Genomic DNA, 23,819 nt, shown 5'->3' with positions numbered 1-23,819 from the left:
AATAGTACCAGACCCCTTTACCCGATCAGGGCTCGTTGGCTGTGGCTGCGGGAAGGCCGTAAAGGTAATGGTCAAGCAGTCCTTGCCGCTGGGCCTTGGGCTGCTTCCCAATCCAACGCCTGATGGCCTCTGCCGTAGCTCCCGCGTCTGCCGCCGTCTGCCCTGTACGAGCCGCTACGCGTGAATTGGCTGCTCCGATAGCGTCGCTAACGCCCAGGCCGAGACTGGAGCCCAGGAGACCACCCTCGATGCCGCCCAGGCCGGAGCCCAGGAGGCCCCCAATGCCGCTACCGATGGATCGGCCCAGCCACCCGCCGTGGTTCCCCAGGTTCTTGCCGAAAATGGCCCCTGAGAGCAGCCCTTGGGCTTGAAGGTCAGCTGCCGTCCCCGGACCCGCCGCTGCGATCTTCTGATCGGAGATCCCGCGACGCTGGAGGCTGTCCCGTACGCTCTCCAACTGAGCCCGTGCCTGGTCACTCAGGCCGTAGTTGGCCTTGTCGTCCGACCGTAGGGCCTGCTTTACACGAGCGACTGCAAGCTGTGGATCGCCAGCAGTGTTAAGGCTACCCGGAGCGTTAGGGTCAAGTAGCCCTCGGATGGCCTGCATGTCGTTGATGGGCTGCGAAAGCTTGGCGTACGTCGCCAGGTTATTACGATAGCCCGGTATCGCTCGGTCGAGAGTAGAGACAATTTTGGCGGTGACCGGTCCATACAGGGCAGCCTCTTGAGAGCCGACAACGCCGTTAGTGGCGTTTGCGGACAGCATATTCCCTATGTTCTGCCGCATATCGTCAAGGGCCCGAGCAGGGACCATTCCGGTTTCGTCGGCGTTTCGGGCGATCAGGTCGAGGTGCTGGCGGGCCGCCCCTGCCACGGTGGGATTGCCGGACTTCGTAAGCTCCGCAAGCTGGCTAGCGATCCGGCTGGGGTCCACCATATTCTGATTGATGGCGGTGATGGCCTGGTCGAGCACCTTCTGCGCCTTCTTGGTCTTCACCGTGATCTGGTTCAGAAGGTCGGCACCCTGCCCCTCGTCCAGCGTCCCACGAGCGACCTTGGAGGCGATGGACTTCGCTTGCTGAAGGGCCTCGTAGTCGGGTCGGAATACCTGCCCTTTCACGTCTCCCAACAGCCCCACTGCCGTCTTGTAACGCTGCTGCGGGTTGCTGGGCGACAGATAGTCCTTGAAGTGTGGGGACGTGGCGTCACGGCGTGCCTGCACCGCTGCCGCCAGGTCGTCGTCCGTACCCGCGATCTGCTGCAACAGCCCCATGCGCGCTGCGTTGTTGGAATTGTCCTGCGCGACGAAAGCCGGTGCCGATGCAGGGTTATTCCGGAGCATCCGTTCGGCCTGCACCGCCTCTGGCGTCTGCAACACCTGGGCAGCCGAAGGAACCTCCCCGGGGACGAACGCCGGGGCATTAGCCAATCGCTGCACCGTCGCATCATCGGCCCCATACAGGCGGGCAATGTTCGCGTCGGCGATGGCCTGCGGATTAGTGATGTGTTGGGCAGCGTTGCCTATACCCTTGCTTGCCGCGCCAAGGCCATAAAGTACCGGCCCCGTAGCTGCACCCGCACCTACCTGAATCGCCTTATCAATGGCGTAATTCTGCCCGCCGTTCGTAACGGGCTGGGTCGCGCCCATGACGGCGCCTTCAGCACCAAGTAGGCCTAGCTTACCGCCCAATTTGGTGGCGGTAGGGAGTAGCCCAAGCGCCCTAGCCTCACCGAGCCCGGTTGCCCATGGGAGCACTTCGCCAATCGTGGCGCCCGCATAGCTCGCGTAATTGTCCGGCACCGACTACTGGTAGGCGTTCTCGCGGTCCTGCACCCACTTGTCGTAGGCGGCGGTTTGTCGGTCGATCCAGTTCCCATCCTGCTTTCCGGTAATCAGGCCGGAGAGCGTGTTGTCTGCGGGGGCTATGACGTCACCGACGGCCTTTGCGCCATGCATGCCAAGCTGGGCGAGGCCAACCGGGATACTCGCGAAGTGGTGTGCGATCGGATCAACGAGGTTGTTACCGAATTGGTTCAACTGGTCGTACTGGTACGTCAGCTGATCGCCCAACTTATCCATGAAGGATTGTTCCGGCTGAGCGGCAGAAGGCTGCGGTTGGGTGGGCGCGGGAGCACCCCCGCTTGGCTGAGCGAGGTTCGCCTGGGCGTACTGGATAGCGTCCTGTTCGGTAGCGCCTTCCGGGGCGTTGATTTCGTACGTGTGTCCGTCCGGGCCGGTAACGTGAAAAACAGGCATCAGTCGACCCTCCGTGCAGACCAGCCACCGTTCGCCGCAGCTTTGGGTTTCTCTCCGCCCTTGAACTTGGTGAACAACGCGTTGGCATCAGGGCTTACGAGTTGAATGTTCTTGGACCCGTACCCCAAACCCTGGTCAAGCTGTGCCTGAAGACCCGCGAGGCGGCCCTCGATCAAGCTGGCCGCTGTGCGTCCAAAACCCTCCTGCTGTGTCGGTGACAGGCTGGCATCGAGGCGGGAGCGGATCTGTTCGCGGTCGGCCAGTGCCCCACTACTACCCGCGAAGACCTTCGCCAGTTCGTCGGCAACAGCGTCCGCATTGAGGTTGTAATTGTTCACTGCATCCTTGCCCACATGCGTGCCTGCCGAGTTCGCAATGCTGTTCCAGAGCGGGAAACGACCATTGTTGAGTTGCTTTCCCTGCTCAAGCAGTTGGTCGAGATGGTGGGCTACCGTGTTGAGTGCCGTGATGTTCTTCGCGGTAGCCCCTGACGTGAAATCCTTACGTGCCGCTGCGCGTGCCTGATAACTGCCCGCCTCAAACGTCGGGTCGACCTGTTGCGCATCCTGTACGACAGATTGCCACCACGGCGAGGTCGCAGCTTTACCCGTGGGAACGGGGTAGCGGCCTTCCACCACTGCACGGACAACGCCCTGACGGTCAGCCGGAAGCGTCTTGAGGAAGTCCTCGCCGTTGGGAGTGCCGGGAGCATAGCCCTGTGCGTCTGTCGTACCTCCAGGGAGAGGCAGGCCGAGAGCTTGGAGCGCCTGCTCACGGGAATAACCCTGCTTCATCAGGAAGCCCGCATTCCGCTCAATGGCCGTTTGCTCACCACCTCCGCCAGACGGCCGTTGCCAGCGCGGAGCCGTGCTTTCAGTCACCCACGGTGCGTCAGCACTAGGCCGCGTCTGATGGAGAACGTTGGAGCCCTGCGTGATGTCCCTCGTGTTCAATTCATCTTGCGTTTTCTGGGTCTGGAGTTCCGTTAGCTTGTTGCGCAGTTCGTTCTGGTGCAATTCCATCGCGGCCTGTGGGTCCATGCTCGCCAGTTCCGCAACATATCCCTGCTGGTCGAAAACCGGCTTTCCGTCAGGGCCCGGCGTGACGTGTTTCAGAGCCAAATCCTGAATTGCCCGACGACGCTGCATTTGTTCCTGCTGATCTGCCATTTGCGTTTGCTGAAACTGCATCCGCTGCTGTTGAGACTTGTCGTCCTGAAGCTGCCGCGCTCCCTGTTGAGCGGAGTTGATGCCACCCAGCAGACCACCGGAGATCGCCTAAATTGGTGTCACGCCCGGTTGACTGTTAGCAGCCAGGATAGACAGACCAGCATTAAGCAGTCCGCTATTAGCAAGCTAGCGACGTTCGTCGTCCGTGATGCCTGGGGTGGGCCCGAGAAGCCCATCGAGAATTGCCATGTGTTGTCCGCCTTAGTGCACGAGTGTGGGCGCGTTAACGGCCACGCTTGGATTATGGTTTGGCTCAAAGATGGTGACGACCTCATTTGTCGGCAACCACACAATGTTCCGGATGCCGTTGTGGTCCGGAAGCATTTCGACCCGCAGGAAGCTCGGAAGAGAGCCGTCTATCCACGTGCACCGTAGGGTTGGGCAAATGATCCTGGTCTCGGCGTCGTCACTCGGAAGCCAGTACGGCATTCCGCCCGGCATCACGTGAGCCCTTGCGGCAACGCTCTCGGGGGTAAGCACAATCAGGTATTCCATATGGCCCCCTTAGAGGTAGTAGGACGCGAGGCCAGCGGCGGCACCGATGGCAGTGCCCCAACCTGGGGCGACGGAACCCGCCGAGCCACCCGCAATGGCGGCACCAATCGCTCCACCAGTCGCAGCACCACCCGCACCGGCAGCAACCGCACCGCCGACAGTGCGAGGCTTATATGCCGGGTTAAGCCCGGACGTAGCCGATCCCTGGAACTGGCCCGCAACGGAGTTGAGCGCGTTGCCGTAGTTCGCAAGCCGCTGCTGGTCGTAGCCGAACTTCTGCTGGTACCAGTCGTTGTAAGCCTGGTCGATGTCGCCCTGAGCCTTGTCCTGCTGGATCTGCGCAAGCTGGCCGTATTGGCCGTTGAACTGCGCCTATAGCGCACCCGCACCATTAAGGCCCGAAGATGCGCCCAGGATGTTCTGCGAGTTGTTCTGAGATGCGGCTAGCTGGTTTTGGAACCCCTGCTGCCAGCGATCAGCTTGGGCGTTGTAGTCCTGATATCGAAGGCTGCTTGTGTTGTCGGCGAGAGTCTGTGCAAGCTGGTATTTGCTTGAGTCCTGCGCCTGCTACATCGCCGAGCCACCAAAGGCTCCACCCTAGGCGAACTGCGTGGGTAACCCAACGCCAGCACCTCGCTGATAGGCATCAGTGATGTCCCGGTTGGAATTACCGATAACCTGATCGAGATACTGGTTCGGACCAGCATAGGGGCTGGCTTGCGCCTGCACGTTCTGGCTTCCGCCGAGAAGCTGATTGAGCGCGGCCGTCTGCTATGGATTGCCTTGCGCACCAGAACGGGCCAATTCCAGCGCGTAGGTTTGATCGATGGTCGGATTAGCGTTCAGGGGGCCCTGATAGGACTGGTAGGGCTTGTCATTGACGGCATTCGTCTAATTGAAGAAGCCCTGATACGCATTCGCCAGCCACGGCGGGAGTTCGGTCTTCGTCGTGGTCGTCGTGTTTTTTGGTTGAGAGCTTCCGCCGCCCATGATTTTGCCTCGATGATAGTTAGACCAGTTCCGCCCACTGGCAAAAGAAGAGCCGTGCATTACCCGGCACGGCGTCGGGCGAGGTAGGGCCTTGAGGCGGCAAGGGTCCCTGCGTATATAGTCGTCCTCGGGATGTATTTCCGTCCCATGAAAGATAAACTCGCTGGTTTATCGTCCTGGCTACACTCAGCCGATGAAACCTGCTACCGAGAGCATCCTTACTATCGCCGCGATCGTGCGTGACTCGGCAGCCATGAACGATGCGGCCCTTGCCCGTGACTTCGACGAAGCGAGGTTTCGTGCACAGCTAGTTATCGCCAAGGCTGACGCGGCGGGCCTGGAAGATATCGTCTTGGCTGGCGCTAGAGTGCTGGACAGGCTCGGCCCGCCCGGCTCCGCCCCACGGCAGAACTATGGCGAGGCAATGCTCGCCTTAGCCCACGCTCTCGATGCCATCGGCTTTGATCCTTTGTGATCCTTCAGTCATGACCAGTATCTCCGAGATCAGGCGGGCCAACCTCGCCACGGTTTTGCGCGAATTGGAGGCGGACGGCGTGAGCAGCTTACGTGAGCAGGCTGACATCCTAGGAACCTCAGAGCGCATGGTCGAGGCCATCCTCAAGGGCAATCCCATGGACGACTCCCTAGCCCGCGAGATCGAATGGTCCGCTCACAAACCGATTTATTGGGTGGACGAAGACCACCAAGCCGACCTGCCGTGACGTGCTTATAGTACTGACGTAGGTCGGCGCTTACGATTGTAGGCGGAAACCTACAGACAGCACCCCTTGCATTATGGAGGATACGTCGCCGCCATATCGCGGCTCCAAAGGGAAGATATATGAAGAACAGTATCCTCGGCCTTTTCTTGGCTTTCGCCGGGCTAGTGATGACGCCCCACGCAAATGCCCAGGCAGCGCCTTCGTCCGCAATCGTGTCGAACCTCACAAACCAGTGCTGGGACGTCGTGGACTTCTCTACCGCCGACGGAGCGATTATTCAGCTGTATCCGTGCACGGGCACGTCCAATCAGTCGTGGGCCTTTCAGGTGTACGCATTTAGTTCGGGTGCTTCCATGGCTAGGATCGTTAACGTGGGCTCGGGGATGTGTGCTGCTGCAGAGAACGTAGACCCGACGACAGGAGCCATCGGGCTTCGCCAGCACGTGTGCAATGTCAATGACCCACTTCAGCAATTTACGATTGAGGCGCCCACCCAAAGCCTCACCGTCGGGACGAATACGTTCCCTATCCCCCTTCTTGCCCGCCACATCGTCAGCGTGGCAACCCATTGGTGCCTGAAGGCAGATGCGACGTTCTATCGCCCATTTGAAGCAAATGGATGTGGGGCGACGAATGACCAGTCCACGCGTTGGAAGATGATCGGGGTCTAAAGCTGGTGATTCGGGGAGTTACCCACTCCCCGAATCCTAGAGCGTTGCTAAGTGACGCCGCTCGGCGTAGCGTCCAAGATATCTAATCTTCGGCCTCATCCATGAGCGCCCCGGACCCTACAGGCAGGGGTCGATTGCCCGTCCCAGCGGCGGAGTATATCCGCATGTCCACGGATCTCCAGATATGCTCCCCGGTCAATCAATCCATCGCCATAGCAGCCTATGCGCAAGAACACGGCATGCGTGTCGTCCGAAGCTACTTCGATCAGGGACGAAGCGGCCTGGATATTGGCGGGAGGGATGCCCTGCAACGGCTAATTACAGACGTGCAGTCAGGCTATGCAGAGTTCAAGGTAGTCCTTGTGTACGACGTCAGTAGCTGGGGCCGATTCCAGAATTCGGACGAAGCCGCCTACTACGAATTCCTGTGTACGCAGGCTGGAATAAAGGTCTGCTACGTCGCCGAGCTATTCGACAATGACGGTTCGCCGCTGGCGATGATCCTCAAGGGCCTGAAACGCACCATGGCCGCCGAATTCAGTCGCGAACTGTCTGAAAAAGTGTATGCGGGACAATACAGGGGGACATGCCTAGGGTTCCGGCAAGGAGGTTACTCGGGTTATGGAATGAGGCGGATGCTGATTGATGCGGAGGGAGCCCGAAAGGGCATACTCCAGTTCGGTCAGCGGAAAAGCATCTACACCGATAGAATTATCCTCGTACCGGGCCCAGCAAACGAAGTGGCTGTCGTCAGGCGGATATTTCGTGAGTACGTCGGCGGAAGATCTCTACGTCAGATAGCGATTCGGCTAAATGCCGATGAAATTCCTAATCTTCTCGGTCGTCGCTGGGTCTATGGTGCCATCAGGCGCATACTCGTAAACGAAAAATACATTGGCAACAACGTTTTCTCCCGCTGTAGCAAGAAGCTCAAGCAACGAACCGTTTACAACCCTCCATCGGCATGGGCCCGAAAAGATTCAGCCTTTGAGGGAATCGTTCCCCCAGGCCTGTTCTATAAAGCAGCAGAGCGTCTAGCACGCCAGCGGGAGGAACCCACTACGAGCGAGATGCTGGAGACCGCACGGCGGATTTTGGCGAGGGATGGCTTTCTCAGCATCAAGCAAATTCGCGATGAACCGGGCGTGGTGTATTCGCAGTACAGGAACCGCTTTGGGAGCATGCGAGAGCTTTACGAGATAGTGGGCTACAAAGCCCAAAGAAACCTGGATTTCGTCGTACCTAGGCTGCGCCTTAAGGGGTGGAGAGAAAGCCTGACGACTTTTATCACTGAGATCATCGATGAGTCAGGTTCACGAACCCGCAGAGACGGTTGGGTAATACATGTTGATGACGCATGGACGATAAGCGCAGTCATTCTTCAGGCATCTCAGTACAAAGGCCGTCCCCGGTGGGTATCTCGCCGCACGCCCATGAACACTGATATCGTGGTCTTCGCCAGGATGACCCCGGACGGCGCAGTGCCCATTGATTACGTGGTACTCCCTCGCATCGCGTGCGGCCCTGGGCGGATAAGCCTCCGGAACGAGAACGGGCCTCTCCTTGAGGCGCACACCTTTACGTCCCTACATGTACTCCGCGATCTCGCAATCGTGTCTGCCATGAGTGCAGTGGCGTGTGGTTGACCGAGCTAGCTACTGCGGCACGGCTTCGTAATGAGCAGATAGCTCTTTCGAACTTTGTCACGATGTGCGAGGCCTGCATCGTCAGTGCGGGGGCGGCCCTTGAATATCTCAAAACCGACACTTCATTCGCGGCCTTGCTTGCGCGACACGGGCTGGCCGCGAATGCGCTCGTTCATTCCGCTAGGGCAGCCCGCAGCGGGACGGACGAAGGGGTTCACATTCTGGAATTTGTCATTCTTAGGGGAAGCATCGCTAGGCTGCTGAGACAAGCAGAACTTGTGAACTGGCTTGCACGCCACGAGCCAGGACACCTGAGGACACTACAAGGAATGCTAGAGGTCGAATTGCGTCCTCTAGCTAACGATCGTAGCGGGCCACAGCGTGATTAGGCTCCTTAGCCGAGGGCCACCAAGAGGCGTCTAGATGCCATGAGCAGCCAGGAGCGCAGACGGACCTCGGCGGCACGTGTAGCAGCACGATAGCCACTCGCACGAATTCCCAGCGTCTTCGCCCTCGCATCCTGAGAAATGGACGCTCTCCGGAACATGATTCGTTCCATGGCGTCGTTAAGCGCTTCCGACGCAAACGCACCACTAACGCATGCCAGCCCGAACCGCTCCACGTCCGGCCAGAACCGCCCAACGTCACCGGTTACGTAGAGAAAAAGGACTGATTCAAGGGGACCGTCCAGCTTTGCCAGAGACAACGCTGCAAGGACGCTATGCCTTGGCTTACAGACCGGTGTGGCTACTCGGTAGGCCGACTGACGCCATGCCCGCTGTCGCCTCACGTGCCGAGAGCCATCAACGCTCCATGCAGCCTGCTCCGTCACCAGCCCGGGACTGCACACCGTCAGTGCATGGTTCTTGGGATCATTGTCAGTCCCCGGCACATAAGGGGAGTCAATGGTCGTTGCAAACCACGGACTCCCGTAACCAAGCGCCCCTGCGAGAAGTCGCGCGGCTCGCTCGATTGTTTCCTCGTCCGTATCGGCCCGCCTGCCGATAGTCATTCAGGCTTCCCGGCGTCGCTGTTCGGCGACGCGAAGCTCGTAGCGTCGCCAAGCCCAACGGCGGTACGGCACCGCCAACAGCGTGCAAGCACCGATCTGGACTCGCTGGACATCGGGTCTGCGGTTGTTCCAGCCCGGAGACCGTTGAGTAACGGCTAGGGCGTTACTTAGAGCGTTACGGCCCGTTATATCGGATCCGGGCGTGTCCTCTTTCGACGCGAACAACTTCGACGCGCCACCGGAGGTCGTTTGGACGTATCCGGGGAGATAGTGGACGGTCATAAACAGAGACCCCTTGGTATATATCTATAAAGGTGTTCGGAATCCGGAGCAAGGAATTACCGAAAAGTGCGCTGACAACTCCGGATTCCGGAGCAATCATGCAGCCCTAGAAACAGCACTGCTCCGGATTCCGTATCTAGTTGCTCCGGATTCCGAACTTGACGATGCGATTTTTGAAAGGCGCTTGAACGGCCCTCGCGGCTCCTTCCAATCATTCGACGCAATGTTGGTAGCTGGGCAATCAAGCTTCCCGCCACACTCGTCGATGGGCCGCCATGTGATTGCGTAGAGGCTGGGCGAGTTGCGACCGCCTTGGCGCGTCAGCGAGATGAACCCAAAATGCAGCAATTCTTTTAGGGATCTATCCAGCGTGTCGGATGAGCGCCAGCCACGGGGGCCTAGTACACGTATTGACGCTCCCAGATCGCCGTTGTTCTTGCCGTTGTATTGACGGGCCAGGGCACACAGCAGCTTAAGAGCGGACCCGCCGCAAGCCTTCCAATTCTCAGAGTCTTGAAGCTCATGAGGGATTCGGACAAAAGGCCCGGAATCTCGGCGCCCCTTTTCTTTCCAACGCTTTTTTGTCGTCACTCGGCACCCCCTGAAAAGGCCCCAACCATCGAGGATTCAGGGGGGACGAAGGGGGTAGGTAGGGGTATGGCCTGCGTTCCCGATGATGGGGTACGGAAATTGGCTATTGCGCGGTCAATACGTGAGCCCGTCTTGGCCGATGCCCGGAGGCGAGCCCGGATGTCTGCCCATCGTGCCTCCACCTTCGGCCACTCGCGAACGAGCGTGGCGAACTGATCGGCGAACAGGACGCTCCCCACACGTTGCTGGCCGCCAACCTTCACCACTTCGGTCAGAAGCCCACAGACACGTTCGCCCTGGATGTGCTGGGCGGTGGGCCATTTTGGGTCGAGTGGGCAGATGGGAGCGCTGCACGAGTCGAAACGGGGACAACGTACCGCCCCATTCATGCATCACCTCGTGACGCGGCGATGCGCTCCGCACACCACTGCTGGATCTCAGATTCGACCCAGGCGGTAGTGGCTTCCGTTAAGCGGATTCGACGGGGAAACCGACCCTTGGACTCAAGGCGGTAAATGTGGGTTCGACTCAACCCTGTCTGATGGCAGACCTCGGGGAGTCGGGAGAAGCGGATTGCATCAGGGGACTGCATGGCATCACCTTGTGTTGGGTGATGCCTAACCTATATCCGACAGGGGTTTATTTCGCCCATGTTTGCCGAGCAGAAGCCCAACTGAGCGCAGGAGAATCCCCTCTCTGCTACGTAGACGGGGGGATTGGACGGGTCCATTCGCTAATCCAGCGCTCAGCGGTCTTGTACGTGACGTGGAACACCCGCTCGATGGCCCTGGCTGCATCGGCCTTGAACTTCCACTCTCGCGATAGGAACAGCTCAAAGGCGTCTTCCTTGCGCTTGTTATCTACGAGGTGCCGCGCAACAGCAGCCCGCGACGCTTTGGATTGCCGCTCCTCGCTCGCGAGGAAGTCCAGAGCTATGGCGATGTCGCTCACCACATGGACGGTAGCTACGAAGGCGGCAAGGAAGTCATCCTGCTCGGCTCGCTCAATGGCAACGTCTACCTCCCGCTCACCGCCAGCAAGGAATGCTTGTCCGATAGATAGGCTCTCAAACAGCGATTCGGTGTCTGAACTGACGGGAAGATCGGCCCTGCCTCGCAAGTTCCGAATCTTTTCCCGAGTCGAACGCAAACCACTGATCGCAAGCAGAACCTTCCGAGCCTGGAGGTTCGAAAGCCCAGACACCTCCGAATATCGCGAGACCTTGGCCGAAAACTCTTCGGCCATTCGCTGCAACGTGGCACTAATGTCGTCGTGCTTTTCCTGTTCCATGACTCCGCCTGCTCATGGCGGGAGAGGCGAACCTCCCCCTGTTTGATTGATTGATTTAATTCAAAGCCTAGCTCAGAGCAGGGCCGTCCTCCGGCTGCTGCCTCTGTGCCATACATAGTGTCGAAGGTGGCTCCGTATTGCGGGAATGCGTCCCGAAGGATTGAAAGGATGTCAGCACGGAAGGCATAGAGGTCACGGCCAGGCGGGCAACGCGTCTCCCACACGGCCTACATTTCGTCGCTGATCGGCCTTGTCCGGTCATTCGTGGGGAACCGGAGAACCGTGCAGGCCGTGACGGATGGGGCCTTGTGTCGCTGCCCGCCGACAGGGAGGGTCAGAACTTGGGCGCTCATGACTGCCCCTCCCCGCCCCGAGTGCGGCCGAGGCGCGAATTGGCGGCATCCACCGTCCCCTGAGCCATCTGGAATAGGTGGTACGCCCCCCAGAGACGCTGACCTCGGCCGAGGTCTCCGGCGCTTCGTGACAAGCAGTCGATACCCTCTATCTCACCGAGGAAGATCTCGATCGCGCTCGACAGGAAATTGGAGGCGTCGTTGAGCAGCTGATGTGGCCTGTTTTCATCGGGGATGGAGTATTTGCCGTTGAATGAGAACAGTTCGGAGACTTTGGCGACTGCACTTTCGTTACCCATGGCACACCTCGATGCTGAAGAGGAATGACCGACACGTAAGGTGGCGGACGTGCAGGGGTAGGAATGCCGGAATACGAGGTAACCGACCAGCCCGAAGGCTGCCCTGCACGCCCACCAGAAAGCAGGCGTGTCGCAACAGACACAAAAAAAGCGCCATAGGCGCCGTTGCGCCTCGTAATTTACGGGTTCCTACGCCCGGTCACCGAATTTGCGGCGACGGACACAATATGCGCCCAAGCTGTGCGAATTGCAACGGGACAGACCATACGGGCCGTGTCATCCCCCCATTCCCGTCAGGAGGTCATCCGAGGCCCATTGGAGTACGGTCAATGCCGCTTGGTGATGCCTCGCCAGCCAACAAACCAGGGCGGCATTTTCTAGTTGGACGCTGCCTTGCCGGGATAGCAATACGTATCGAAGGATCGTTTCCCCGTCGCCTTCCGGAGCATTCTCCAGCGCACCGAAGTTCGCCCCCTCTTTCGCGAGTTCCAGAAAACCTTCGACGATGATCAGTGCTTCTGAAATCGACTGGCCGCGCTTTCTGCACCTCTGCGCCAGCCCATGAATATCGGTTGCGTGATCGAGAGGCGGTGCGTCGACCGACCCTCGTCCCAGGCAGCGAGCTAGCGAGAGAAGCGAACCCGACGTATATGCCGCTACGGCCGGATAGGTTCGTCCAGAAACATTCTCCGGGATGAACCCGTAGATCGCAGCGGGCCAAAATACGTAGTCTCTGATGGTGGAACCGTCGGCCGATAGGCGCACAAATATCACAATGTCCGCATCGTCGGGAACCTGTCTGACGTACCAGCGTTCGGTCTCGTGATAAAGCGATGTCCTTACAACCGCAACGGACAGTGACCACGCGTGCTCGATCTGAAGCCGCCAACCCTGGCGAGTCACGGGCAACCCCACTTGCTCAAACATGGCCTTAACGTCGGCCATTGTGCTCTCCCGCACCCCAAGAAAATGGGCCCGGGCGTCCGCATAGGCGAGATTCTTTTTGGGCGTAAACCCGATGAGTCGATATACGTGCCTGAGACCGCCGAAACGGCGCACGAGCGTTGGCACGGACACCGCCTGCCGGTCTTCCCGGATCAGCCGGCTATTGATCTGCCCTTCCCTCGCAAGGATTTCTCTAAGGGGAGACAACACGTCTTCGTCACTCTTCTTAGCCATCTGCTCAAAGCGCTCTCTGGCCTTGAGGAACAATTGACGCGACACGAGGGGTTTAAAGGAGGACTTCCGCATAACCCAAGCATCCTCGGGCACATTAACCCGAGGCAGTTGAAAGCTCCCGTGGGTACGTCCAAACACATTGTCTCCAACATATTTCGCGTTCTTCAGTAGCGCCCGGATGCGATGGTTATTCCAACTTTTACCGTCAAGGAAACTGATCGCTTCTGCATTTAGTCCGCGTGCGATCGCAGCTGCGCCCATCCCAGCGGCGAACTCCCGGAATATCCTGCGCACTATCCGAACCTCATCCATGGGACCAGGCACGAGGATCACTCTGTCGGTGATTACTGCCTTTCTCTGTCCATGCTCCAAGATGCCCCGAGGTCGTCCTAAAGCATCCAGTCGCATGCGTCTTAAGCCATAACCAGCTGAGCCGCCTTGCCGATATCCCATGCCGATAAGCCTGCACTGTCCAGCATAGACTTTTGCCGAAAGCTCACGGCTATATTCGCCAGCCATTACCCGTTTCAGGCCCTTCAGTACAGCTGAAAATGGCGTTCCGTCGTTGGAGAACGACTCCGCCACGTAGACGACGCTTACGCCGCCTAGGTTGCACACGAACTCGTGGTACGCCGCCTCATCTGGATTCTGAAACCGGCCCCATCGGCTAACGTCGTACACGAGAACGACGTCGTAGTCCTTCTCGCCGCTGCGAATGTCCGCGAGTAGATCTTGAAGGGCGCGTCGCCCCTTTATCCGCACGCCGCTTCGACCCTCGTCACGGTAGCTCTTGACGATAGTCATAGCGTGAGCAGCGGCATAGGCCGCAATAGCGGCAGACTGGTTCTGGGTCGAATACTGTTGCTGGTCCGTAGACATCCGCACGTATTCAGCCGCCCTAACGGTGGCTTTGGCCCTGCCAGGGGCGCTCTTGCGGGGCATGGGTGAGTCCCAACCGTTTAGGCGGACTACTCACACCGTACGCCTACGAGACGACTGCGGCAACCGAATCATCTATGCAACAAAAAAAGCCCGCCGGTTAGGGCGGGCTCTGTGGCGATATCTGCGAGGATTAAAGTCCTTTATCACTCTGCCGCTCGGTCACTCGACCCAGTACGGCGAAGTCAGGGGAATCCCCCGCGATGGTCATGTCAGGGTAAAGAGTCTTGTCCGTGCTATCGGCATTAACGCTTAGCACCCCGTCGCTAACTGCAAGGCGACGTACCCGCACGGTTCCCTCCGAAAGGATGAGATAGCAATGACCGCTATCGACCTCGCGGTTACCCATATCGACGGTAATGATGTCTCCAGCAGCGATGGTACCGACCATGGCGTCATCGAGAACGCGAAGACGCTTTATTGAGGGCTGGCTATCCAGAAAATCCGCGAGATTGCCATTGAACGCGCGGCTAGCATGCAGTTCGTTACCCATGGCCGTGTCCTCAGTTCTTTGCACTGGTGGCGAGGGCGGACATGTCGGCGAGGGTCCGCACGGCTGCGAGAATTGCCACCTTGTTCCGGGGCGACAGATGACGGAACAGGTCCAGTAGTTCCTGCTCCTGAGCCGTTTCCGCGAAAACGATGGGCGGGACCGAAGGGGCCCCCAAACGGGACGCTGGTGAGGACAAGCGTGCAGCTACAATGTTGTTAGCCATGATCGCGACTCCATGTGTCGTGGTGGTGGTTAGGCGGGCGGGGTACTGCAATACCCTGTCCCGCCGCTTCTGACTTTCGCGTCAGAATTCTTACGCCGCAGACCCCGCCTGCGACTTGAATGCAACGACCTTGCCACCCGCCTTTAGGGCGTCGAGGTAGTCCGCCCACGCCTGCATCATCCGCGTGCGCTCCTTGAGGTACTGAGCAGCGTGGGTGTAAGCGTCACGGACCTTGTTCGATTCGGCGTGGGCCAACTGACGCTCGATGGCGTCAGCATTCCAACCCATTTCGTTCAGACGTGTAGCGGCCAAGCTGCGGAACCCATGACCCGTCATTTCGTCGCCCGTGTACCCAAGGCGGCGTAACGCTGCGTTGATGGTGTTCTCGCTCATGGGCCGAGAGGCCGAGCGGATACTCGGGAACACGAAGCGCCCGTGACCGGTGAAGCCTTGGAGTTCGCGCAGGATCGCAACAGCCTGTTTCGACAGCGGCACGATGTGGGCGGCCTTCATCTTCATGCGGCCCCCCGGAATCCGCCAAACCGCTGCGTCGAGATCGAACTCGGACCATTCGGCCTGCCGAAGCTCCCCTGGGCGCACGAAGACCAGTGGGGCGAATCGGAGGGCACAGAGGGTCACGTATTGACCCGAGAAGCCATCAATAGCGCGCAATAGCTCGCCGACCTTGTGTGGGTCCACGATGGCAGCATGATGCTTCACCTTAGGTGCTTTCAGAGCACCCCTGAGGCTCGTAGTGGGATCGACGTCCGCGAAGCCTTCGATGATCGCAAAACGGAAGACCTGCCCTGCCTTGATCTTGGCGCGCTTCGCCGTCTCAAGCATGTCTTTCCCTTCGACCTTGCGCAGAGTTTCCAGCAGGTCACGGCCGGTGATTTCCTTTATCGGCCGGTCGCCAAGGTCTGGATAAAGGAACGTGTTGAATATCCAGCGTGACTTGCTCGCCGTCGCCTCCGCCACGTCCTGTCGGACCATCCAAAGCTCGGCTACCGACCTGAAAGTATGGACCGGAGCAAGAGCCAACGCTCGTTCCCGCTTCGCCTCCTGACGGCTAGCGCTTGGATCGATGCCATTTGCTACCTGCGCACGAGCCGCATCCCGGCGTGCCCGGGCCTGGGCCAGAGAAATACTCGGATAAGTCCCCAGGCTCAGCATCTTCGGGATACCGTTAAAGCGATATCGGAAGCGCCAGCGGAGCCCACCGCTTACAGGTACCTCAACCACTAGGCCCGCCGCATCAGTGACCCGATACAGCTTGTCCTTTGGTTTCAGCGCACGTAGCTTCGCGTCGGTAAGCATGTGAGTAACCGGGCGTCATCTGTGTGAGTACGGGCCAACTCTACTCACAAAGTTACTCACACGCAATAGGGGATGTGCTGGGACCGCTAGCGACACTCTGGGACAGCCAACCAATAAAAAACCCGCCACTGGGGCGGGTTCTCTATACCTGTTGAGTCGGGATGGTACGACCCGAAACTCACGTTTGGTGCCCAAGGGGGGACTCGAACCCCCACAGCCTAAGCCGCTACCACCTCAAGGTAGTGCGTCTACCAATTCCGCCACCTGGGCATAACTTTTACAGCGTGTCGCGCGTCTTTCTGATTACTTCTTGGCCGGTTCGGCGGGAGCCTTGGTGGCATCCTGCTTCGGGGCCGGAACATCGTTGTTCGCTGCCGGCGCCGTGGCGGCCGGGGTGTCACCGTTCGCTGCGGCGGGTGCGCGGGGCACGTCCGACGCGGCCGGGGTCACCGGAGCGTTGTTGGCGGGAGCGGCCGGCGTGGTAACACCGGACATCACGCCAAGATCCGCGGCCGGCTGGGGATTGCCCGAGCGACCGAGGTAGATGCCCATGCCGAGGCTGAGCAAGAAAAACAGGGCTGCAAGGACGGCCGTGGCGCGGGTCATGAAGCTCGACGAGCCACGCGCACCGAACACCGTGGCGGAAGCACCGCCACCGAAGCCGGAACCTGCCTCCGCACCGGCGCCGCGCTGCATGAGAATCAGCACGATCATCGCCGCGGCGATCAGGATATAGAAAACGCTGAAGAGAATGAACATGTCTTCTTGGTTTGCCGTGTCGCGATTATCGCGCCGCGGCGCATATATCCAGGAAATCGGAAGCCACCAGGGCGGCGCCACCGATGAGTCCCCCGTCCACGTCCGGTTGGGCGAAAAGTTCGGCCGCATTGGCCGGCTTGACGCTTCCGCCGTAAAGCACCCGGGTCAGGAGCGAGATATTAGCATCCTTTTTTGCCAGTTGGCTACGGATGAAGGCATGAATTTTTTGCACCTTCTCCGGGGTCGCCGTCAGTCCCGTACCGATGGCCCAGACCGGTTCATAGGCGACGACGGCCTCGCGGAACGAGCCGATGCCGTTGTGCTCCAGCACCGCGGCCAGCTGGCGGCCGATCACGTCCTCGGCCCTGCCCGCCTCGTGCTCCTCACGGGTTTCACCCACGCAAAGGATCGGCGTGAGCCCGGCCCTGCACGCCGCCTCGAACTTCTTGGCCAGCAGCGTGTCGCCTTCGTGCTGGTACTGGCGCCGCTCCGAATGGCCCACCAGGACCCAACGGGCACCGACGTCGTGCAACATGCCGCCCGCGATCTCGCCGGTATAGGCGCCCTGCACATGATGCTCCGAAAGGTCCTGCGCGCCGAAGCCCAGGCCGCGGTCGCCGTACCCGCGCGTCAGGCCGTCCAGGTAAACATCGGGCGGGAAGACAACGACATCCACGCCGTCCGGCCGGTTCTCGACGATCTCCCTGACCAGGGCGTCGGCCATGGCGCGCGAGCCATGCATCTTCCAGTTACCGGCGACCAGCTTCTTGCGCATGGGGCATTCCAGGCGTGGAGAAAGGGGGCGGCAGGATAACGGCGCCACCTTCCGCGGCAAAGCTGCATTGCCGCATGGAGGGCGCCGCATGCGCCGTTCACCGAGGGTAACGCATGCATCGGGCATTTGACCTGGTCGACACCGGCTCCGATGATCCCTTCATGCGCATCCTGAGAATCCTCTTCATCGCCCTCCTCCTCGCCGGCTCCGGCGGCGCGTTCGCGCAGGCGGACGCCCCCAGCACATCGCAGCAGATCGACGACCTGCGCGGCCGCCTCGACCAGATCGAGAAGGCGATGAAGGACGACAAGATCACCGATACGATCATCGACGACCTGCGCGGCAAGTCCGGGGACATCGCGGGCGACGCGCAAAAACTGTCCGCTTCCCTGCAGCAGAACCGGGAGTCGGCGAAGGCCCGGCTCGACCAGTTGGGACCACCGCCAGCCATCGGCACCAAGGAGGCACCGGAACTCGCCGCCACGCGGAAGGACGCGCAAAAGGCGTTCGACGCGGTGGATGCGCAGGTCAAACAGACGGATGGCATCGCGCTCGAAGCCCAGCAGACGGCGAACCAGCTCTCCGACCTGCGCCGCATCCGCTTCCAGGAACTCATCTCGCAACGCACGAACTCGCCATTGTCGCGGCTGTTCTGGTCGGAGCCGGCGGCGGCCTTTCCCCGTGACGCGGCCAACCTCCGCGAATTCGCCGGCACGGTGAAGACCGATGTCGCCGCCAGCTGGAACGACGGCAATCGCACGGCCCTGATCACCTGCGCGCTGCTAGGCCTGCTGCTCATGACCGGTGTCCGCTTCTACATCGAACACCGGGTGCGTCACCTGACCGCCAACCGCATGCCGCCCGGGAGGCTGCGCCGCTCGGCGCTGATCCTCGGCATCGCCCTTACCTCCACGCTCACCACCGGCCTGGGCACGCAACTGCTTTACCTGGGCCTGAACTGGAACGACACCTTCAGCCAGGAAACCGACGAGATCGCGCGCACGATCGTGCAATTCGTCTTCTTCGGCGCCTTCATCGCCGGCCTCGGCAGGTCGTTGATCTCGGCGAAGCGGCCGTCGTGGCGCCTGCCGGCCATTCCCGACCAGACAGCGATCGACCTGCGTCGTTTCCCGATGCTGATCTCCCTGGCCGTGGTGCTGTTCTACTTTCTCCAGCAGCTGAACCACACGATCGGCACCAGCCTCGCCGCCACCGTGCTCACCAGCAGCCTGCAGGCGATCGTCTTCACCGTTCTCAGCGCCCTCGCCCTGTTGCGGCTGGGCCGTACGCACGAGTTCGACGAAGACGGCACGCCACCGGCACCTCGTCCCATCTGGGCCAGCGTGCTTATCGCCGCGGCATGGGTCGCGATTGTCGCGTCGTGGATCGCCCTCCTGACCGGCTTCATCTCGTTCGCCTCGTTCATGGCCGGCCAGGTGGTCTGGACGGCGATCGTGATCGCCGCGACGTATCTCGCCATGCGCCTGGTCGACGACCTGTTCGAGACGCTGCTTTCCGAAAAAGGGCCGATGAGCGCCCGCGCACAGGCGATCTTCGGCACCCATCCCAAGCTGCTCGACCAAGCCGGCGTACTGCTTTCGGGCGTGGTCCGCCTGGGTCTTTTCCTGTTCGGCATCACCGCCGTGATGTCCGGTTTCGGCACCGGCGCGACCGACCTCCTCACGCTCGGAAGCAAGCTGCAGTCGCTGAAGATCTACGATGTCGAACTGAAGCCCAGCCAGATCATCACCTCGATCGCGCTGTTCTTCCTCGGCCTGCTGGCCGTGCGGGTGGTCAAGAACTGGATGTCCGAGCAATACCTGCCCAGGACGAACCTCGACCCGGGCATGCGCAGTTCGCTGACCACCCTCCTTGGCTATGTCGGCATCGTCATCGTGGTGGCGATCGCCCTGCTGGCGATGGGCCTCTCCGTGCAGAACGTGACCTGGGTGGCCTCCGCGCTCTCGGTAGGTATCGGCTTCGGCCTGCAGGCGATCGTGCAGAACTTCATCTCCGGCCTGATCCTGCTCGCGGAGCGACCGGTGAAGGTCGGCGACTGGGTGGTGCTGGACGATGCGGAAGGCGATATCCGCCGCATCAACGTGCGCGCCACCGAGATCCAGGTGGCCGACCGCTCGACCATCATCGTGCCGAACTCGTCGTTCATCACCAAGCCCGTGCGCAACATGACGATGGCCAACCCGCAGGGCCGCGTGCTGATCAAGCTGCCCATGCCGCTCGACAGCGACCCGTTGGACGTACGCGAGCACATGCTGGAAGCCATGCATGCGCACCCGTCGGTGCAGGAAACGCCTGCGGCCTCCGTCACGCTCGACAACATCGACCGCGCGGCGATGACCTTCGTCGCCGTCTGCTACGTGGGTAGCCCACGCGATGTCGGCGGCGTGAAGAGCGACCTCCTGTTCGACATCATCGCGCGCCTGCGCGGCGCCGAGATCCCGCTGCTGAGGCCGCAGGACCTCGTGCTCCGCTCGGGTGGCAACATGGGCGACCTGCTCGGCCCGACCGGATCGGGCGCGCCGAAGGCGTCGACCGATCCGGACCCGGGAAGCTGATAGCGCTTACTTCGAAGCCTCGACCGGGGCCAGGCGCAAGTCCTGGAAATCGAAGCTGAAGTCGGTGAGGGGCGACACCGGCTCCATCCGAACCTCGCGCACCTTGCCGTCCGGATCGAGCGCGAAGTTCACGAAGGCATCGCCGTTGAGCGAGCGGTCGTTCCAGCGGGCGATGAAGGTATCGTGCTGCCAGGGCTCCAGCGTGCCGGTGAGTTGCGCGGTCTTGGTGAAGGTCATCACCAGCTTGCCACCCTGCTTCGCCACGGTGACATCGCCATACCATGGATCGCGGTAGGTGCCGGTGTAGCCGTCCAGCGGCAACGAGGGCTTCGAGCCCTTCGCACGCGCCGCTTCGTGCTTCTTCATGCTGTCGTCGGCATTGCCTTCCATTTTCTTCACGCCGGCCGCGTACGCCGCGATCCAGTCCGTCTTCGGCGCGTCCATGTATGCATCGAGCGCGCGCATCGTCACCGCCTGGAACGCGGCGCCGGTTTCCTGGTTGGTCAGCACGACGATGCCCAGCTTGAGGTCGGGCACGAGGGTCAGGCGCGACACCATGCCGGGCCAGCCGCCGGTATGCCAGACGAGCTTGTGTCCGCGGTAATCGGAGACAAACCAGCCTTCGCCGTAGCCGTAGAAGTTCGGCTTCGCCGCCTTGAGTTCGGGGACAACGGGTTCGGAGATGGCGATTGGCGTGATCAACGACCACATCTCTGCCTGGCGCTTCTCGCTGAAGAGATGTTGCTCCTTGCCGGAGGCATCGATGTACTTGCCACCGGCCAGCTGCATGTTCATCCACTTGGACAGATCGTGCACGCTGGTATAGATGCCGCCCGCGGTGGGGTTGTTGCTCCAGGACATCGCCGCCACCGGCTTGAGGTCCTTGAAGTCGAACTTCGCATGACCCGTGGCGATGTCGTCGTTCGGACCGATGGTGTCCGGCGCGTGCGACTGCGACTCGGTCATGCCCAACGGCACGAAGATGCGTTCGCGCACGAAGTCGGCCCACGGCTTGCCCGACACCTGCTCGATGACCAGCCCGGCAACGGCAAAGAGGATGTTGTCGTAGGCGTAACCGGCACGGAAGCTGTTGGCCAGGGGCACGTAGCGCAGGCGCTGCACGACCTCCTTCGTGGTGTACGAGGTGGCGGGCCAGTACAGGAGATCGCCGGCACCCAGGCTGAGTCCGCTGCGGTGGGCGAGCAGGTCGCGCACGCGCATTTCGCGCGTCACATACGGATCGGACATCTGGAACCACGGCAGGCGATCGATCACGCGGTCATTCATGTCGAGCTTGTGCTCGTCGGCGAGGATCGCCAGCGAGGCGGCGGTGAAGGCCTTGGTATTCGACGCGATCGCGAACTGCGTGTGCGCGTCCACCTTGGCCGGCTCGCCCAACTTGCGTACGCCCGAGCCCATCTCCAGCACCACCTTGCCGTCCTTGACGATCGCCACGGCGATGCCTGGCACGTCGAACTGCTTGCGCGTGGCATCCACGTAGGCGTCGAAGTCGGCGAGCGCATCGGGACGTGCCCCGGCACTGCTGGCGACGGCCGTCGGCGCGGCATCCTGAGCGTGCGCGGCCAGGGCGAAGGCGAAGCTCGTGACGCCGAAGGCGAGAAGGTAGCGGAGAGGCGGCATGTCGGGTCCGTGGCGGATGAGGTGCCGGGACTATTCCACGTCGCGAGACCTGGCGAAAGACCTCGCCAGGCGATGGATCACACCGATCGTTTCTGGCTCAGGATCACGCTGCCCAGGATGATCGCACCCGCCAGAGCCATGGTCGGCGTGAGGGCCTCGCCAAGGAACATCCACGCCCAGCCCACGCCGAACAAAGGCACGAGATAGGTCGAGGTCGCGGCGCGGGAGGCGCCGATACGCTGGATGAGGCGGAAGTAGAACGCATAGGCCAGGCCGGTGCACAACACGCCGAGCGCGATGACCGCCATCCACGACTTCGCCGGAATCGGCGCGTCCGGCCAGGTCAGCAGGGCCAGCGGAGCCATCAGGATGGTGGCGCCCAGCAGGCAGCCTGCCGCCACCGCGGTGGGCGCGATATCCGACAGGTACTTCTTGATGAGATTGGCCGCCAGGCCATAACAGAACGACGCGGCGGCACCGGCGAGCGCTGCGGGCGCGACGTTCTCTCCCGCGGTGCGGCCGCTTGCCAGCACGACGACACCGACGAAGCCCGCCACGAGCGCGATAGCCTTGCGCGTGCCGATCTTTTCACCGAAACCGATAAAGGCCACCAGGGCCGCGAACAGGACCGTCATGCTGTTGGCGATGGCACCGATGCCCGCCGGCGCCCGCTCCGCACCCCAAGCGAACAAGGTGAAGGGGATGGCCGCGCTGAGCGCGCCCAGTACCAGCATCTTCCACAGGTGGGCGGGACGGATCGTCTTGCGGGCGCGCAACAGCAAGGGCAGCAGGATCACCGAGCCGAACAGCAGGCGGGTGGCCACCATGGGAAACGGCCCGAAATCCTTGGCCGCCACTCGCATGAAGAGGAACGAACCACCCCAGATGGCGCCGAGGGCGACAAGCTCCGCCGGCGTGCGCCAGTCCCTCTCGGCGGCGGACACGATGGATTCGACGGGGGTATCGGCGGCGGACATACGAACCTCGCTTGTGGCTAACCCCTATTGTCGCTGGAACCGGAGGCCGCACAAGCGCATCCTTTGCAAGCCAGCCTCTCATTTGATTCATCCCTACGATGCGTTCCGCCCTGCTCCCCGCCCTTGCCGCCTTCGCCTCCGCCGCCCGGCACCAGAATTTCGCCCATGCGGCCGAGGAACTGCACCTCACCGCCAGCGCGGTGAGCCACCACGTGCGCAAGCTCGAGACCGCGCTCGGGGTGAGCCTGTTCCAGCGTCATGCGCGTGGTGTGGCCTTGACCCCTGAAGGACGTTTGCTGGCCGACGCCGCGGGCTCGGCCCTGGCCGAGGTCGAGTCGGTGCTCGACAGCCTGCGCCAGCATCGTCGCGACAATGGGCTGCGCCTGAGCGTCTTGCCCTCGTTGGCGGCCAACTGGCTCACGCCCCGCCTGCGCCGGTTCATCGATGCGCATCCCACGGTGCGGTTGTCGATCGATACCGATCGCTCCCTCGTGCGCTTCGATGAAGGCGGTCCGGATCTGGGGCTCCGCTACGGCCTCGGCCAATGGCCGGGCCTGACGTCGCGTTTCCTCATGGACGACTCGTTGCAGCCCCTGGCGTCGCCGGAACTGGCGTCGCGGGTGCAGTCCGCCGAGGATGTCGCCGGCCTGCCCCTTCTCACCGATATCGCGCCCGAGGGCTGGCGCGAATGGTTCCGCGCCGCCGCTGTTCGCTATCCGCGTGGCGGCACGATGCATACGATCAGCGACTCGGCCGATGGCTTGAATGCCTCGGCGGCGGGGCTGGGCGCGGTGCTTGCGCGCACGCGTCTCGCCGCCGCTCACCTTGCCGACGGCCGGTTGGTTCGTCTGCCGGGGCCGGAATTGCCGACGCGATATGCGTACTACCTGGTGCATTCCGCGCACCGCCCGCCGTCCGCCGCGGCGCTGGCGTTCATCGGCTGGATCGAGCGCGAGGCGCAGGAATCGCGGGGCTGAGGAGCATCGCCGACAGGGTCGGCTCCCACGCTATCGCCGCTGAAGCGGCTCCCACAAAAAGCTTCCGAAGGGCTGAAACCTTCCTGGCGTCCGGTTGGGAACGAGACGAGGCAGTGTGGGAGACGA

At 61.4% G+C, this 23,819-nt stretch carries 19 protein-coding genes and 1 tRNA gene; 6 read left to right on the top strand and 14 right to left on the bottom strand.

The genetic code is table 11. The features are described from left to right. Positions 1–25: 25 nt before the first annotated feature. From J2T07_RS13600 to J2T07_RS13590, 3 genes are all read right to left on the bottom strand, one after another. Positions 26–1,648: a hypothetical protein gene (locus J2T07_RS13600; RefSeq protein WP_306850620.1), complete on the bottom strand. Its 1,623-nt coding sequence runs from the start codon at positions 1,646–1,648 to the stop codon at positions 26–28. Positions 1,649–1,804: 156 nt separating this feature from the next. Next, positions 1,805–2,257, bottom strand: a complete 453-nt coding sequence (locus tag J2T07_RS13595) for a hypothetical protein (protein WP_306850619.1) — start codon at positions 2,255–2,257, stop codon at positions 1,805–1,807. Next, positions 2,257–3,426 carry a hypothetical protein gene (locus J2T07_RS13590; protein WP_306850618.1) on the bottom strand — a complete coding sequence of 390 codons (1,170 nt, stop codon included), beginning with the start codon at positions 3,424–3,426 and terminating at the stop codon, positions 2,257–2,259. The genes J2T07_RS13595 and J2T07_RS13590 overlap by 1 nt, the downstream gene beginning before the upstream one ends. A 1,738-nt stretch (positions 3,427–5,164) precedes the next feature. Between J2T07_RS13590 and J2T07_RS13585 the strand changes: the two genes are divergently transcribed. From J2T07_RS13585 to J2T07_RS13570, 4 genes are all read left to right on the top strand, one after another. After that, complete coding sequence (locus J2T07_RS13585) at positions 5,165–5,446, top strand: hypothetical protein (protein WP_306850617.1); 282 nt, start codon at positions 5,165–5,167, stop codon at positions 5,444–5,446. Positions 5,447–5,456: 10 nt separating this feature from the next. Beyond that, a complete protein-coding gene (locus tag J2T07_RS13580) occupies positions 5,457–5,693 on the top strand; it encodes a hypothetical protein (protein WP_306850616.1) in 237 nt (78 codons plus the stop codon). A 119-nt stretch (positions 5,694–5,812) separates the two neighbouring features. Continuing rightward, positions 5,813–6,364 carry an RICIN domain-containing protein gene (locus J2T07_RS13575; protein ID WP_306850615.1) on the top strand — a complete coding sequence of 184 codons (552 nt, stop codon included), beginning with the start codon at positions 5,813–5,815 and terminating at the stop codon, positions 6,362–6,364. 101 nt (positions 6,365–6,465) lie between these two features. Continuing rightward, the gene (locus tag J2T07_RS13570) at positions 6,466–8,010 is read left to right on the top strand and encodes a recombinase family protein (RefSeq protein ID WP_306850614.1); all 1,545 of its coding nucleotides are present in this window, start codon (positions 6,466–6,468) and stop codon (positions 8,008–8,010) included. 2,270 nt (positions 8,011–10,280) lie between these two features. Here J2T07_RS13570 and J2T07_RS13565 read toward each other — a convergent pair. The 9 genes from J2T07_RS13565 to tpiA form a co-directional block, all read right to left on the bottom strand. Beyond that, the gene (locus tag J2T07_RS13565; RefSeq protein ID WP_306850613.1) at positions 10,281–10,487 is read right to left on the bottom strand and encodes a helix-turn-helix transcriptional regulator; all 207 of its coding nucleotides are present in this window, start codon (positions 10,485–10,487) and stop codon (positions 10,281–10,283) included. Between the two features lie 107 nt (positions 10,488–10,594). Next, positions 10,595–11,185 (bottom strand): hypothetical protein, encoded by a 591-nt coding sequence (locus J2T07_RS13560; RefSeq protein ID WP_306850612.1) that lies wholly within the window; start codon positions 11,183–11,185, stop codon positions 10,595–10,597. Between the two features lie 349 nt (positions 11,186–11,534). Beyond that, positions 11,535–11,837 carry a hypothetical protein gene (locus J2T07_RS13555; protein WP_306850611.1) on the bottom strand — a complete coding sequence of 101 codons (303 nt, stop codon included), beginning with the start codon at positions 11,835–11,837 and terminating at the stop codon, positions 11,535–11,537. Positions 11,838–12,113: 276 nt separating this feature from the next. Next, positions 12,114–13,958 carry a recombinase family protein gene (locus J2T07_RS13550; RefSeq protein WP_306850610.1) on the bottom strand — a complete coding sequence of 615 codons (1,845 nt, stop codon included), beginning with the start codon at positions 13,956–13,958 and terminating at the stop codon, positions 12,114–12,116. 130 nt (positions 13,959–14,088) lie between these two features. After that, positions 14,089–14,448: a S24 family peptidase gene (locus J2T07_RS13545; RefSeq protein ID WP_306850609.1), complete on the bottom strand. Its 360-nt coding sequence runs from the start codon at positions 14,446–14,448 to the stop codon at positions 14,089–14,091. Positions 14,449–14,761: 313 nt separating this feature from the next. After that, positions 14,762–15,988 carry a tyrosine-type recombinase/integrase gene (locus tag J2T07_RS13540; protein ID WP_306850608.1) on the bottom strand — a complete coding sequence of 409 codons (1,227 nt, stop codon included), beginning with the start codon at positions 15,986–15,988 and terminating at the stop codon, positions 14,762–14,764. A gap of 185 nt (positions 15,989–16,173) precedes the next feature. After that, positions 16,174–16,258: transfer RNA gene (locus J2T07_RS13535), tRNA-Leu, on the bottom strand. A 33-nt stretch (positions 16,259–16,291) separates the two neighbouring features. Beyond that, entirely contained in the window at positions 16,292–16,747 is a 456-nt protein-coding gene (gene secG, locus J2T07_RS13530) for a preprotein translocase subunit SecG (RefSeq protein WP_306850607.1), read from the bottom strand. A gap of 25 nt (positions 16,748–16,772) precedes the next feature. Next, a complete protein-coding gene (tpiA, locus tag J2T07_RS13525) occupies positions 16,773–17,522 on the bottom strand; it encodes a triose-phosphate isomerase (RefSeq protein WP_306850606.1) in 750 nt (249 codons plus the stop codon). A 113-nt stretch (positions 17,523–17,635) separates the two neighbouring features. Between tpiA and J2T07_RS13520 the strand changes: the two genes are divergently transcribed. Beyond that, complete coding sequence (locus J2T07_RS13520) at positions 17,636–20,098, top strand: DUF3772 domain-containing protein (RefSeq protein WP_306850605.1); 2,463 nt, start codon at positions 17,636–17,638, stop codon at positions 20,096–20,098. Between the two features lie 6 nt (positions 20,099–20,104). Here the strand turns inward: J2T07_RS13520 and J2T07_RS13515 are convergent, their stop codons facing one another. Then, the gene (locus tag J2T07_RS13515; RefSeq protein WP_306850604.1) at positions 20,105–21,739 is read right to left on the bottom strand and encodes a serine hydrolase; all 1,635 of its coding nucleotides are present in this window, start codon (positions 21,737–21,739) and stop codon (positions 20,105–20,107) included. A 77-nt stretch (positions 21,740–21,816) separates the two neighbouring features. Continuing rightward, positions 21,817–22,716: a DMT family transporter gene (locus J2T07_RS13510; RefSeq protein WP_306850603.1), complete on the bottom strand. Its 900-nt coding sequence runs from the start codon at positions 22,714–22,716 to the stop codon at positions 21,817–21,819. Positions 22,717–22,814: 98 nt separating this feature from the next. On the opposite strand from J2T07_RS13510, the gene J2T07_RS13505 reads away from it, so the two are divergent. Then, complete coding sequence (locus J2T07_RS13505; protein WP_306850602.1) at positions 22,815–23,693, top strand: LysR substrate-binding domain-containing protein; 879 nt, start codon at positions 22,815–22,817, stop codon at positions 23,691–23,693. Positions 23,694–23,819: the final 126 nt, after the last annotated feature.

Source organism: Luteibacter jiangsuensis, from assembly GCF_030812295.1.
Classification (GTDB): domain Bacteria; phylum Pseudomonadota; class Gammaproteobacteria; order Xanthomonadales; family Rhodanobacteraceae; genus Luteibacter; species Luteibacter jiangsuensis_A.
The sequence above is the reverse complement of the archived record's forward strand: the minus strand, read 5'-3'. Positions and strand labels throughout refer to the sequence as shown.